At 59.0% G+C, this 12398-nt stretch carries 13 protein-coding genes; 6 read left to right on the top strand and 7 right to left on the bottom strand.

Features of this window, described 5'->3' with window-relative positions; translation table 11 throughout:
• Positions 1 to 35: 35 nt before the first annotated feature.
• On the top strand, positions 36 to 494 hold the full coding sequence (locus LOY68_RS32390) for a methyl-accepting chemotaxis protein (protein ID WP_401327027.1): 459 nt from the start codon (positions 36 to 38) through the stop codon (positions 492 to 494).
• A 174-nt stretch (positions 495 to 668) separates the two neighbouring features.
• Here LOY68_RS32390 and LOY68_RS24545 read toward each other — a convergent pair whose 3' ends face one another.
• From LOY68_RS24545 to LOY68_RS24525, 5 genes are all read right to left on the bottom strand, one after another.
• Positions 669 to 1220 carry a hypothetical protein gene (locus tag LOY68_RS24545; RefSeq protein ID WP_265040480.1) on the bottom strand — a complete coding sequence of 184 codons (552 nt, stop codon included), beginning with the start codon at positions 1218 to 1220 and terminating at the stop codon, positions 669 to 671.
• Positions 1221 to 1357: 137 nt separating this feature from the next.
• Entirely contained in the window at positions 1358 to 2782 is a 1425-nt protein-coding gene (locus tag LOY68_RS24540; RefSeq protein WP_265040478.1) for an MFS transporter, read from the bottom strand.
• 125 nt (positions 2783 to 2907) lie between these two features.
• On the bottom strand, positions 2908 to 3648 hold the full coding sequence (locus tag LOY68_RS24535; RefSeq protein ID WP_265040477.1) for an NAD-dependent epimerase/dehydratase family protein: 741 nt from the start codon (positions 3646 to 3648) through the stop codon (positions 2908 to 2910).
• A 239-nt stretch (positions 3649 to 3887) separates the two neighbouring features.
• Complete coding sequence (locus LOY68_RS24530) at positions 3888 to 4520, bottom strand: glutathione S-transferase family protein (RefSeq protein ID WP_265040475.1); 633 nt, start codon at positions 4518 to 4520, stop codon at positions 3888 to 3890.
• A gap of 42 nt (positions 4521 to 4562) precedes the next feature.
• Positions 4563 to 4997, bottom strand: coding sequence for a PACE efflux transporter (locus tag LOY68_RS24525; RefSeq protein WP_265040473.1), 435 nt, complete (start codon positions 4995 to 4997; stop codon positions 4563 to 4565).
• A gap of 120 nt (positions 4998 to 5117) precedes the next feature.
• On the opposite strand from LOY68_RS24525, the gene LOY68_RS24520 reads away from it, so the two are divergent.
• Positions 5118 to 5993 carry a LysR family transcriptional regulator gene (locus LOY68_RS24520; RefSeq protein WP_265040472.1) on the top strand — a complete coding sequence of 292 codons (876 nt, stop codon included), beginning with the start codon at positions 5118 to 5120 and terminating at the stop codon, positions 5991 to 5993.
• A 502-nt stretch (positions 5994 to 6495) separates the two neighbouring features.
• Positions 6496 to 6744, top strand: a complete 249-nt coding sequence (locus LOY68_RS24515) for a DUF6124 family protein (RefSeq protein ID WP_054613768.1) — start codon at positions 6496 to 6498, stop codon at positions 6742 to 6744.
• A 121-nt stretch (positions 6745 to 6865) separates the two neighbouring features.
• On the opposite strand, the gene LOY68_RS24510 is transcribed toward LOY68_RS24515, so the two are convergent.
• Positions 6866 to 7897 (bottom strand): LacI family DNA-binding transcriptional regulator, encoded by a 1032-nt coding sequence (locus tag LOY68_RS24510; RefSeq protein WP_265040470.1) that lies wholly within the window; start codon positions 7895 to 7897, stop codon positions 6866 to 6868.
• A 216-nt stretch (positions 7898 to 8113) separates the two neighbouring features.
• On the opposite strand from LOY68_RS24510, the gene LOY68_RS24505 reads away from it, so the two are divergent.
• Both LOY68_RS24505 and LOY68_RS24500 read left to right on the top strand, forming a co-directional pair.
• Entirely contained in the window at positions 8114 to 8647 is a 534-nt protein-coding gene (locus tag LOY68_RS24505; RefSeq protein WP_054044864.1) for a gluconokinase, read from the top strand.
• An 82-nt stretch (positions 8648 to 8729) separates the two neighbouring features.
• Positions 8730 to 10082 carry a GntP family permease gene (locus LOY68_RS24500; protein ID WP_163912652.1) on the top strand — a complete coding sequence of 451 codons (1353 nt, stop codon included), beginning with the start codon at positions 8730 to 8732 and terminating at the stop codon, positions 10080 to 10082.
• Between the two features lie 296 nt (positions 10083 to 10378).
• Here LOY68_RS24500 and alaC read toward each other — a convergent pair whose 3' ends face one another.
• A complete protein-coding gene (gene alaC / locus LOY68_RS24495) occupies positions 10379 to 11596 on the bottom strand; it encodes an alanine transaminase (RefSeq protein WP_265040468.1) in 1218 nt (405 codons plus the stop codon).
• 139 nt (positions 11597 to 11735) lie between these two features.
• Here alaC and LOY68_RS24490 point away from each other — a divergent pair, with 139 nt between their 5' ends.
• Positions 11736 to 12398: a LysE family translocator gene (locus LOY68_RS24490; RefSeq protein ID WP_265040467.1), complete on the top strand. Its 663-nt coding sequence runs from the start codon at positions 11736 to 11738 to the stop codon at positions 12396 to 12398.

Raw genomic sequence — 12398 nt, 5'->3', positions numbered from 1 at the left:
TACAAAACGACGCCTGTGCGCAGAAAGGTTCCCAGGTGGTTCAGCAAACGGTGCAGATCATCCAGGACATTTCCCGCGACCTCAACGAAGCCGCCGAGAGCATCGATGCGGTGAGCAAACAGTCCGACATCATCGGCACCATCGTCCAGACCATTCGCGGGATTGCCGACCAGACCAACTTGCTGGCGCTCAACGCCGCCATCGAAGCCGCGCGGGCCGGAGAGCATGGGCGCGGGTTTGCGGTGGTCGCCGATGAAGTCCGAAGCCTCGCGGCACGTACCAGTCAGGCCACGCTGGAGATTGTCGAAGTGGTGCGCAAGAACCACGACTTGTCGTTGAGCGCGGTGTCGAGCATGCAATCAAGCCTGAGCCGCACCGGTTTAGGCGTGGAACTGGCGAACGAGGCGGGGGAGGTGATCCTGGAGATTCAACAAGGATCGCGGCACGTGGTGGATGCGATCAGCCAGTTCAACTCGACGTTGCAATTGAACTGATCCCAAGAACACCACAAACCCACTGTGGGAGCGGGCTTGCTCGCGAATGCGGAGTGTCAGTCAACAGAGATGTTGAATGTACGCCGCTACCTGTAGGAGCCAGGCTTGCCGGCGAAAGCGTTCTCAAGGACGCCTTCGCCGGCAAGCCTGGCTCCTACAAATAGGGTGTTGGCCTTAGAGCGAAGCCAGGAACTTGTCGACCACCTGAGGCCCATCAGCCTTCTCGGTACTGCCGTTTTCCTTGTCAGCCTGGGCCAGTTTCATCTTGTCCTGGATGCGCTCGGCGATCTCTTTGCCAATCGCCAGTTGTTGCGCCGGCGGCATGGCTTGCAGCTGATCTTCGGTGATGCCCATTTCTTTCAGGATACTGTCGCGCAGTCGCTGTTCCGGCGATTTGCTCATGTAGTCCTTGAAGTCGGCCAGGGCCGAACTGTCGGTGGACTTGGTCTTGTTATCGTCCGGGGTGGTCGCTTGCAAACCCACGCGGGTTTTCGCGAACGCTTCGTCAACATTGTCGCTGATGGTGCTCGCCGCGCTGACTTGCTGGGTGGCGTTGTTCAGGCCGGACGACTGCACATTGGTGCTGTCCTGCTTGATTTGCGCGACGGTGTTTTGCGCGTTCTGGATCAAACCACTGTACAGCGCACTGGCGGCGGCCGTGGTCGGGTCCATGTCCGTGCGCTGGGTCTTTTGAACGATGGAAGCTTGATGGGCACTGACCAACATGATGGATAAACCTGTAGGTAATTGCTGTTGAGTCTGTAAGAGCAATTAGCGTGCCGCCGCTGAAAGCCCCTGTTTATGGGGCGATTCAGCAGTGGCAGCGGTCAGATTTTGCCGTTGGGCGGCAGACGGCAACCGCTTCAACGGTGAGCGATGTTCTCCAGCGCCAGATTGCGGGTTCTCGGACCGAAGTAACCGATGGTGATCATCACGATCAACATGCTGCTGACGATGAACGCCAACACCCCCGGTGTGCCGAAGTGTTCGAGAAAGATCCCGATCAGCAAGCTGCTGAACACCGTCGACAAACGACTGAACGAATAACAGAAACCCACGGCCCGGGCGCGGATGTTGGTGGGGAACAGTTCGCTTTGGTAGGAGTGGTAGGCGAAGCTCAGCCAGGCGTTGCAGAAGGTGATCATCACCCCGCAGACGATCAGCCCGACTGCGCTGGTCTGCAGCGCGAACAGTGTGCCGAAGGTCATGGCGCCGAGGGCGGAACCGACGATTTGCCATTTGTTCTCGAAACGGTTGGCGAACTTCACGAACAACAGTGGCCCGAGCGGGTAGGCCAGGGTGATGATGAAGGCGTACATCAAACTGTGCGTGACGCTTACGCCTTGGCCGGACAGCAGCGCCGGCAACCAGTTGCCGAAACCGAAAAAGCCGATGGCCTGGAATACGTGGAACACGATCAGCATCAAGGCGCGGCGGCGATAGGGTGGCTGCCAGATATCAGCGAAGCGACCCGTGCCCTGAATATCCACCGCCGCCAGTTCCGGCTCATCCAGCGGTTTGCCCTGATCCTTCACGCATCGAGCTTCGATGCTATCGAGAATCCGGCTGGCCTCATCAAAGCGACCATGTTGCGCCAACCAGCGCGGCGACTCCGGCAGCCGTGAACGCAGCCACCAGATAAACAGCGCAAACACCGCGCTGGCCAACACCACCCAACGCCAACCCGAGACCCCGAACGGCGCTTGCGGCACCAGCCACCACGACATCAACGCCACCGCCGGCACTGACAAAAACTGCACGAAAAACGCAAAGGCAAACGCTGAACTGCGCATACGTTTGGGCACCAGTTCCGAGAGGTACGCGTCGATGGTCACCAGCTCGATTCCCAGGCCAATACCCACCAGAAAGCGCATGCAGATAATCCCCAGCGCTGAACTTTGCACGCCCATGGCTACGGTCGCGACGGTGTACCAGATCAGCGCAAAGGTGAAGATCGCCCGCCGGCCAAAGCGGTCTGCCAAGGGGCTAAGCAGGCTTGCGCCGAGGAACAATCCGAGAAACGTCGCCGAGGCAAACGCGGCCTGATCGGAGAAGCCGAACACGCCTTGGCTACCGGTAGCGAAGATGCCGTCGCGGATCAGGCCGGGGCTGATGTAGGCGGTCTGAAATAGATCGTAGAGCTCGAAAAAACCGCCGATGGATAGCAACGCCACCAGTTTCCAGATCGTGGAAACGGCAGGCAGTCGGTCGATGCGAGCGGAAATCTGAGCGGCACGAACAGGGTCGATACCGTCTGATTGAACAGCGGCGAGGGTGTGAGCAGACATGGGCTGATCCGATTCTTGTTGAACGGGAAGCTTAGCCTGCTATCGGAAATAAATTGTTGCGAATCTTTGCGGCTTTTCGCCTGGATACGCCGGGTTATCGCAATAACGCCTGACCTTTTAAGGGTTTATGGCGCGATTGGGATATCAAACTCCCGAAACGCGTCATCCACCGGCAAATAACCCAGCACCCGCGTGGTTTCGCTGAGATCGAGGCGCTTGAAGCGGTTGTTGGAAATACCGTGGGCGATCAGGTGCTGCACGCCTTCGACTTCCACCGAACGCTGTAGCAATTGCACCGCATCGCGGGGGCTGAGCCAGGCGCTCAGGTCCCGGGCGTTGGTCAGCTCATGACGGTCCGGGAACTCGAAGGCGCCGATACGGATGGCGATGGTCGAGAGCCCACGCTTGGCGGCATAAAACCCACACAACGCCTCGCCATAACATTTGCTCACGCCATACAGATTGGCCGGCATTACTTGCATGCCTGGGGTGATCTGTCGGTCCACCGGATAACCTTCAATGGTTTGCGCGCTGCTGGCGAACACCAGGCGTTTGCAACCGGCTGCCACGGCGGCTTCAAGCAGGTAAGTGGTGGCCAGGATGTTGTTGGGCAGCAGTTCGTCGAAGGTTGCCGTGGCGTGGGGGATGCCGGCGAGGTGGACGATGACGTCGATGCCGTTCAGTACTTCGGCGATGGCCTTGGGATCGGCCATGTCCAGGCGCACGAAACGGTGCGGCGCCTCGACTGTGAAGTCTGGCTCGACGCGGTCAGTCAGCACGAAGGTGTAGCGATCCTTCGATGCTTCGAAAAAGGTTTTCCCGATTCTGCCGCAGGCGCCGGTCAGCAGTACGTTGAGTCCGTTCATGAATCTCTCTTTCTATGGAAATAGGGGGCTAATGCCAGTCCGTTAAGCCGTAAAGCGATCTGTAGCAGCTGGCGAAGCCTGCGTTCGGCTGCGCAGCAGTCGTAAAAACTGAGTGCACGGTCTTAATGAGAAACCGCGTCGGCTGATTCACGTCTGCTTCGCAGCCGAACGCAGGCTTCGCCAGCTGCTACAAAGAGTGTGGTTCGCTGACGGATCGGCATTAAGGGCGTGTGTCGGGGTTAAGGCAAGCCGTTGCAGCCGTGTTTCAGAAAACCCGGACGCTGTGCCAGCCGCTGAAAATATTCATCAACGGCAGGGAAGTCCGGCCGCTCCATCGGCGTCATCAGCCAGCGATTGACCGACAGACCGATCACGATGTCCGCGAGGCTGAACCGTGGCCCGGCAACATAAGCCTTGGTCGCCGCGAGCTGATGCTCGAGGATGCTCATCTTGTGGTTCCAGTCATTGATGCCGACGCTAATCTGATGCGGGTCCTGAAACTCGGGGTCCTTGCGCACCAGCGCGGTAAACGCATAACTCCAAGACCGATTGAGCTCGGTGGCCTGCCAATCCATCCACTGCTCCACCCGCGCGCGGGCGGCCGGTTCAGTGGGCAGCAACTCGTGGTTGTGATGCTTGCCGGCCAGGTAACGGCAAATCGTATTGGATTCCCACAACACCCCGGCGTCATCGATGATCACCGGCACCTGGGCGTTAGGATTGAGACGGGTGAACTCGGGGCTGTGGGTCGAGGCAAAACCGCTGCCCCAGTCCTCACGTTCGTAGGAAACGCCCAGCTCTTCGCAGGTCCACAGGACTTTTCTGACGTTGATGGACGAAGCCTTACCGAGAATCTTCAGTGCATGTTCCATGGAGCTACTCCTTTAGCGAATCGACGCCTCGGGAATCTAACATCAAGAAGCAGGATCCGGCAGGGCCGACGCTGGCAAACCAAACGTGCGATCAAACAGCCAGTTGAAGGCGAAGGTGTAGCACGGGATGAACAGGATCAGCGCCAGATCCAGCAGGAAGGCTTGCACCAGGCTGATGTTCATCCACCAGGCGATCAACGGGATGAGAAACACTATCAAGGTTAGTTGAAAACCCACGGCATGGGCGATGCGCCGCATAACCGTGCGGGTGCGTGAGGGCTGGCGACTTTCCCAGCGTTCGAACAGCGAGGTGTAGATGAAATTCCAGGTCACGGCGATGGTGGTAATGATCACCGCCAATGGCCCGGTGCTGCCCGGCGATGTACCGGACAGCAGCGCCAGGCCCAGGGCCGAGAAGGTCATGCCGATCACTTCGTAGAGCGACACGTAGACCAGTTTGCGTTTAACGCCTTGCATGGGTTTTTGCCTCTTTCTTGCGAACTTGAGCCAGCAGCACTGGCGAAGGCGGCGAAAGATAGCTTCAATAGGGCTGACAGAAAAAGTCAGTAGCTTTCAGTTTTATTGATAGGACGGCGGATGAGTTTCAACAGCGACAGCATCGAATTGTTTCTTGCGGTGATCGAGCGCGGCTCGTTTTCCGCTGCGGCCCGGGCGCTGGGCAAAGTGCCGTCGGCGGTGAGCATGGGCATCGGCAATCTGGAGGCTGAGCTCGGTTATTCGCTGTTCGACCGCAGCCATCGCGAACCGGTGCCGACCGCCATGGCCAGTGCGCTGGTGCCCCACGCGCGGCTGATTTTTGAACAGCTCAAGCAGTTGCAGGTGCATGCGGTCGAGTTGTCATTGGGGCTGGAGAGCAAGCTGTCGATCGGCGTGGTGGCGGACATCGACAAGCGTCGGGTGATGGCCGCGCTCAAGGTGATTGCCGAGCGTCATCCGCTGCTGGACATCGAAGTGCTGACCGCACCTCAAGATGATGTGCTGGCGATGTTGCACAGCGGTCGCGTCAGCGTGTGCCTGGCGTTCGCCGGGTTGAGCATGAACGTGCTGGAACGGTTCCAGTTCGTCGGCACCGAACGGATGATCGCCACGCTGGCGGCGGACAATCCGCTGTTTCAGGGGCAGGATTTGTTTCTGGAAGATTTGGTGCATGTGCGCCAGATCATCGTCGCCAGCCGCGACTTGCCGATCAGCGAAACCCGGCCATTGGTGGCCGAGTCTTACTGGCGCACCGACACCTTGGCGGCGGCACTGGAAATGGTCGAGGCCGGGCTGGGCTGGGGCAATTTTCCGTTGTCGGTGGTGCAGCCGCTGCTCGACGCTGGGCGGCTCAAGCGCCTGAGGTTCAGGAATATCGAAAATGGCTTGGTGCTGCCGGTGCATGCGGTGTGGCTCAAGAGCCAGCCGTTGCAGAAGGGCGCGTTGGCCTTCGTAGGGCTTATGTCCGGCGCATGATCGTTCCCACTCTCTGCGTGGGAACGATCAAAGCCTCATGTCCGGCACATAACCCCTGTAGGAGCTGCCGAAGGCTGCGATCTTTTGACTTTTATTTTTTAACAGCAAGATCAAAAGATCGCAGCCTTCGGCAGCTCCTACGGGGGATTTGAGTGCTGCGTAGGAAATGGCTGTAGGAAAGCAGTTTCGGCAGGTTTCCAAAGGCTACAGCTTCTTGCTCCATTGCCTACAACTACGCCAGAATCCGCCGGCTTGTGCGTTGGGTGCCCGGATTTTATTGTTCCCGTGTCGCTGCCAATTCAGCGATCGGGTCTAGCAGCCTGGGTACTTTAGACGCACGCGTTCACCGTTCGTGGTCCGTTCACGTTATGGCGGCTGTGCGTGGGAAGGTCTTCGGATCTACCGGGTTCTAGAGTCCTGGTCTGCTAGCCCACGCACGGCTGTCACCTTATTTTCGCCTAGCAGCGAATCGTGGCAGCTCCATCACTCTAGGAGCATCACCATGTTCAAACCAACCCCCAATCCGCCGCGCAAGATCAGCCCAATGTTCAACGTCTCGGCGGACATCAACAACGAAACCCTGTTGGCCCACGCCTGCGAATCCCTGGCTTCAGCCACTGTCATGATCAACGACTTCGCGACCCTCCTGGAAAGCCCTCATCGCAACACCGCGCTGGGCATTGCGCAGATCATCCTGTCGGCGGAAATGGCGGTGAATCGAGCGTTGGATAACCTTGATCCACAAGACTGACACCCTCCCCGTAGGAGCTGCCGAAGGCTGCGATCTTTTGACTTTGATTTTTTAACAACAAGATCAAAAGATCGCAGTCTTCGGCAGCTCCTACGGGGGGCGCGGTCCAGATTTGAGAGCGTCAGGTGCTCTCGCGAATCTTCAACTCAAACCCCATGTCCTGCACCGGTTTGGCCACCGAGTTACCCGCCATCAACGTCAGCATCTGCTCCGCCGCGCGCCGGCCGATAGCCTCGCGCGGGGTGCTGATGCTGCTCAGGCGCGGCACCATGTGGGCCGAGGCGGGCAGGTCGTTGAAGCCGAGGACCGCGATTTGCTCGGGGATCTTGATTCCGCAACGCATGGCTTCCAGCAGTGCGCCTTGGGCCAGGTCGTCGTTACCAAAGAAGATCGCGTCCACATCGGGATGGCTGGCCAGCAGTTGCAGGAACAGTTCGCCGCCCAAACCGACAGAAGACGCGCGCGGCGTCAGCACTTCCAGATCCGGGTCGTACAAGCCGGCCTTTTGCAGGGCCTTGCGGAAGCCTTCGCCACGCAACAACGTGCGTTGATCCAGTTGCGCGCCGATGTAGGCCAGACGCTTGCGACCCCGCGACACTAAATGCTCGGCGGCGGTTTCACCGGCAGCCAATTGCGAGAATCCGACGCAGTTAACCCCGGCCGCGCTGTCCAGTTCCATCATGTACACGCAGGGAATGTTGCTCGCCTCGATCATCCGCCGCGAACTTTCAGTGCGATCAAAACCGGTCAGCAACAAGCCGCGCGGTTGATAGGCCATGTAGTTGCGCAGCAGGTTTTCTTCTTCATCGCGCGAGTAGTGGAAGTTGCCGATCAGCACTTCAAAGCCCTTGGGCCGCAGCACCTGATGAATGGCTTCCAGGGTGTCAATGAACAGCAGGTTGGACAGCGACGGCACCAACACAACCACCGAATGGCTCTGGGCCGAGGCCAGGGCGCGGGCGGCGGGGTTGACCACGTAATTCAGCTCAAGCGCGGCTTTCTGGACTTTTTCCACCAGTTCGGTGGCCACGCTGCTGACCCCGCGCAAGGCTCGGGAAGCGGTGATCGGACTGACGCCAGCCAGGCGTGCAACTTCATTGAGGGTAGGGCGGCCAGTGGTGCGTGGATTTTTATCGTTTTTAGGGGTGGTCATCGGGGCGGCTTGCCAAACAAAATTCAAGGCACTAAGGTAGCGCTGTCTCGATGCAGCTGCAAATGCGTGAGCGGGGTTTGCCTGATCCTCGTTCTTTGGCGTCGCGAACGAACATGCTGCAACCCACAAAAATGACAAAAAGGCGTCGGCAACTTCTGCTTTTGATCTGGTGTCATAACTGGCAAAGGTAGCGCTGTCTGCGCGCTGAGGTGTTTCATGAATCATCCCATCACCGCCCTGGTCATCATGGGCGTTGCCGGTTGTGGCAAGACTTGCGTCAGCGAAGCCTTGTGCCAGCTCAGCGGCGCGACTGCCATTGAAGGCGACACTTTTCACCCAGCCGCCAATATCGAAAAGATGAGCGCGGGTATCCCCCTGAACGACGACGACCGTGCCGGCTGGCTCGACAGCCTGTGCGACGAATTGCGCCGCGTTGACGCCAAGGGCGAGCGCCCGGTGTTGACCTGTTCGGCCCTCAAACACAGTTACCGCGAAGTACTGCGCAGCGCCTTGCCGGGCCTGGGCTTCGTGTTCCTTGAATTGACCCCTGAAGTCGCCGCCGAGCGTGTTTCGCACCGCCCGGGCCACTTCATGCCGTCGACCTTGATCGACAGTCAGTTCGCCACCCTTGAATCCCCCGTTGGCGAGCCGCTGACCCTGGCGCTGGACGCTTCGAACCACAGCGTCGAGCAACTGGCCAAGCAGGCGCATGTCTGGTGGCTGGAACACGGCTTGAAACTCGCGGTATGAGTTTTCTTCGAAGAGATAGCGCTGTCCTTATGGTTTTCGAATTACCCGCTTTAATAACAACAACAATCAGGAGACACCCCTAATGTTTGGCATGTCCCACGAGTCGTTCCTGCTGCTAGATGCAGTGGTTACCGTGATCGGACTCATCGTCTTGATCACCAAGTTCAAATTCCATCCGTTCATTGCCCTGATCATCGCCGCTGGCTTCCTCGGCCTGACCTCTGGCATGCCGGTGGGCACCATTCTCAAAGCGTTCCAGGACGGCTTCGGTGGTGTACTCGGGTTTGTCGGGATCATCCTCGCGCTGGGCACCATGCTCGGCAAAATGATGGCCGAGTCGGGCGGGGCGGATCAGATTGCCCAGACCCTGATTCGCGCGTTCGGCAAAGAGCGCGTGCAGTGGGCCATGATGTTCGCGGCGTTCCTGGTCGGGATTCCGCTGTTCTTCGAAATCGGCTTCGTGCTGCTGATTCCGCTGGTGTTCATCGTTGCCCGGCGTACCGGTGTGTCGATCATCAAGATCGGTATCCCGCTGCTGGCCGGTCTGTCGGCGGTACACGGCCTGGTGCCACCGCACCCGGGCCCGCTGCTGGCGATTGGCGTGTTCGGTGCCGACATCGGTAAAACCATTCTGTACGGCCTGATCGTCGCACTGCCGACCGCCATCATTGCCGGTCCGATTTTCGGTACGTTCATTGCCAAGTACATTCCGGGCCATGCCAACCAGGAACTGGTGGATCAACTGGCGCGCGAGCCGCAGGCCACCACGTTGCCGAGCTTCAGCATCACGCTGATCACCGTGTTGCTGCCGGTGTTCCTGATGTTGCTCAAGACGTTTGCCGACGTAGCGCTGCCGGACGGGCACTTCTTCCGCAGCTGGATGGACCTGATCGGCCACCCGATCTCGGCGCTGCTGCTGGCGTTGCTGCTGTCGCTGTACACCTTTGGCCATCGTCAGGGCATCGGTTCGAAACAGATCCTGAAACTGCTGGATGCGAGCCTTGCGCCGACCGCCGCGATCATTCTGATCATCGGTGCCGGTGGTGGCTTCAAGCAGATGCTGGTAACCAGCGGTGTGGGTGACGTGATCGGCCACATGGCGGTGAACGCACAAATCTCGCCGATCCTGCTGGCCTGGCTGGTGGCTGCGGTGATTCGCGTGGCTACCGGTTCTGCGACCGTGGCAACCATTACTGGCGCGGGCATTGTGGTGCCGGTGGTGGGGATGATTCCGGGTGTGAACCGTGAACTGCTGGTGCTGGCCACCGGTGCTGGTTCGCTGGTGCTGTCCCACGTCAACGACGCCGGTTTCTGGCTGGTGAAGCAGTACTTCAACATGACCGTGGCCGAGACGTTCAAAACCTGGACCGCGATGGAAACCATCCTGTCCGTGGTAGCGCTGGGCTTTATCCTGCTGTTGTCGCTGTTCGTCTGACACGATCGCCGAACACAAAAAAACCGCAGCGATGCGGTTTTTTTGTGGGTGAATAAAATTACCTGTAACCCCTGTAACCCCTGCAATCCCTGTATTCCCTGTATTCCCCGTTTTCCCCGTTTTCCCCGTTTTCCCTGTAGGAGCTGTCGAGTGAAACGAGGCTGCGATCTTTTGACCTTGATCTAAAAACAAGATCAAAAGATCGCAGCCTCGTTTCACTCGACAGCTCCTACAGTCCTACAGTTCCTACGGTGTCAGGTATCAGGTGTCAGGTGTCAGGCATCAGTTAGAACGTATCAGGCGCTGGTTTTGATGACCAACCCATCCGCCCGAAACATCCCGCGAATCCCGCGTACTGCCTGACGAATCCGGTCCTGGTTTTCGATCAGTGCGAAGCGTACATGATCATCTCCGTATTCCCCGAATCCTACGCCTGGCGAGACGCAAACCTTCGCTTCAGCGAGCATTTTCTTGGCGAACTCCAGCGAGCCCAAGTGCGCATACGCCTCGGGAATCTTTGCCCAGACGTACATCGAGGCTTTCGGGTTTTCGACCATCCAGCCCAGTTCATGCAGGCCTTTGACCAGTACGTTGCGACGCTGCCGATACTGCTCGGCGATGTCTTTGACGCATTGCTGATCGCCTTCCAGCGCCGCAATCGCCGCCACCTGTAACGGCGTGAACGTGCCGTAGTCGTGATAACTCTTGATCCGCGCCAGGGCGTTGACCAGCTCGGCGTTACCGACCATGAACCCGATGCGCCAGCCGGCCATGTTGTAGCTCTTGGACAGGGTGAAAAACTCCACCGCAATGTCCTTGGCGCCGGGCACTTGCATGATTGACGGGGCTTTCCAGCCGTCGTAGACGATGTCGGCGTAGGCGAGGTCGTGCACCACCAAAACGTCGTACTGCTTGGCGAGGGCGATCACGCGCTCGAAGAAATCCAGCTCCACGCACTGGGCGGTCGGGTTCGACGGGAAGCCGAGGATCATCATCTTCGGTTTCGGGATCGAGCCGCGAATCGCGCTCTCCAGTTCGGCGAAGAAGTCCACGCCCGGGATCAGCGGCACCGAACGCACCTGGGCGCCGGCAATCACGGCACCGTAGATGTGAATCGGGTAGCTCGGGTTCGGCACCAGCACGGTGTCGCCCTGGTCGAGGGTGGCCAGCATCAAATGCGCCAGGCCTTCCTTGGAACCGATGGTGACAATGGCTTCGGTTTCCGGGTCGATGTCGACCGCGTAGCGATCCTTGTACCAGTTGGAAATCGCCCGGCGCAGACGTGGGATGCCTTTGGACGTCGAATAACCGTGGGTGTCTTCGCGCTGGGCGACGGTCACCAGTTTTTCGACGATGTGCGGCGGGGTCGGGCCATCAGGGTTGCCCATGCTGAAGTCGATGATGTCTTCGCCACGACGACGGGCGGCCATCTTCAGCTCGGCAGTGATGTTGAATACGTAAGGGGGGAGTCGATCTATGCGCGCAAAGCGGCGCGGCGAACCTGGGTTAGCCATTGGTGCCTCGGATAACGTGAGCGCCCGGAACCGTCCGAGCGACGCTGGCCACTGCGGTGGCCTGTGGCGGAATGTAAGGGCTGTTGTGGCAAACTGTCCAGCGTCTGTGCAAACAAAAATTTCCGAAGGAAACGGGTTGATGGAATTTAGCAGTGGCTTCTTGCTGAGCCTTTCGCTGTGCCTGGATATCGGCGTGGCCAACATCGCGATGATCACTTTGGCGATGCAGCGCGGCTATTTTCAAGGCTTTGCGCTGGGGTTGGGGACGTGTGTCGGTGACCTGATCTACGCCGTGCTGGCGCTGGCCGGAATGACGGTTTTGCTGCAATACGAAACCGTGCGCTGGGTGCTGTGGATTGGTGGTTCGGCGTTGTTGCTGTACTTCGCGGCGAAGATGATCTACTCGGCGATCCACCATGAAGCGGTGCTGGCTGAGGGCGCGGAGGTGGGAAACAACTCCCATCGGCGTGAGTTTTTTCGCGGCATCTTCCTCGCCATGTCCTCGCCCAGCGCGATTCTCTGGTTCGCCGCGGTGGGCGGCACACTGATTGCCCGTTCCGGCGGCGGTGGCGCACTCAGCTCGGCATTGTTTCTCGGCGGATTTCTCTGTGCCGGGGTGCTGTGGTGCGTCACATTGTGCTTCGCAGCGAGTCACGGCGGCAAGTTGCTGGGCGACAAGCTGCTGCGCTACTCCTACATGGCATCGGCGGCGATCTTCTGCTACTTTGCGGTCTACGTGATCCTATCTGGCTATAACGAGTTTATCGGCAAGGCTGCCGTCGGGCAGGTTCCCGGGCTCTGA

It is taken from the genome of Pseudomonas sp. B21-053 (genome assembly GCF_026016365.1).
GTDB lineage: Bacteria > Pseudomonadota > Gammaproteobacteria > Pseudomonadales > Pseudomonadaceae > Aquipseudomonas > Aquipseudomonas nunensis.
The sequence above is the reverse complement of the archived record's forward strand: the minus strand, read 5'-3'. Positions and strand labels throughout refer to the sequence as shown.

Excerpts from the sequence above, each read along its gene's own strand:
- LOY68_RS24525 (WP_265040473.1), bottom strand. The coding sequence starts at position 4,997 with ATGCAAGGCGTTAAACGCAAACTGGTCTACGTGTCGCTCTACGAAGTG.
- LOY68_RS24510 (WP_265040470.1), bottom strand. The coding sequence starts at position 7,897 with ATGACCACCCCTAAAAACGATAAAAATCCACGCACCACTGGCCGCCCT.
- LOY68_RS24520 (WP_265040472.1), top strand. The coding sequence starts at position 5,118 with ATGAGTTTCAACAGCGACAGCATCGAATTGTTTCTTGCGGTGATCGAG.
- LOY68_RS24540 (WP_265040478.1), bottom strand. The coding sequence starts at position 2,782 with ATGTCTGCTCACACCCTCGCCGCTGTTCAATCAGACGGTATCGACCCT.
- alaC (WP_265040468.1), bottom strand. The coding sequence starts at position 11,596 with ATGGCTAACCCAGGTTCGCCGCGCCGCTTTGCGCGCATAGATCGACTC.
- LOY68_RS24535 (WP_265040477.1), bottom strand. The coding sequence starts at position 3,648 with ATGAACGGACTCAACGTACTGCTGACCGGCGCCTGCGGCAGAATCGGG.
- LOY68_RS24500 (WP_163912652.1), top strand. The coding sequence starts at position 8,730 with ATGTTTGGCATGTCCCACGAGTCGTTCCTGCTGCTAGATGCAGTGGTT.
- LOY68_RS24545 (WP_265040480.1), bottom strand. The coding sequence starts at position 1,220 with ATGTTGGTCAGTGCCCATCAAGCTTCCATCGTTCAAAAGACCCAGCGC.
- LOY68_RS24530 (WP_265040475.1), bottom strand. The coding sequence starts at position 4,520 with ATGGAACATGCACTGAAGATTCTCGGTAAGGCTTCGTCCATCAACGTC.
- LOY68_RS24490 (WP_265040467.1), top strand. The coding sequence starts at position 11,736 with ATGGAATTTAGCAGTGGCTTCTTGCTGAGCCTTTCGCTGTGCCTGGAT.
- LOY68_RS24505 (WP_054044864.1), top strand. The coding sequence starts at position 8,114 with ATGAATCATCCCATCACCGCCCTGGTCATCATGGGCGTTGCCGGTTGT.
- LOY68_RS24515 (WP_054613768.1), top strand. The coding sequence starts at position 6,496 with ATGTTCAAACCAACCCCCAATCCGCCGCGCAAGATCAGCCCAATGTTC.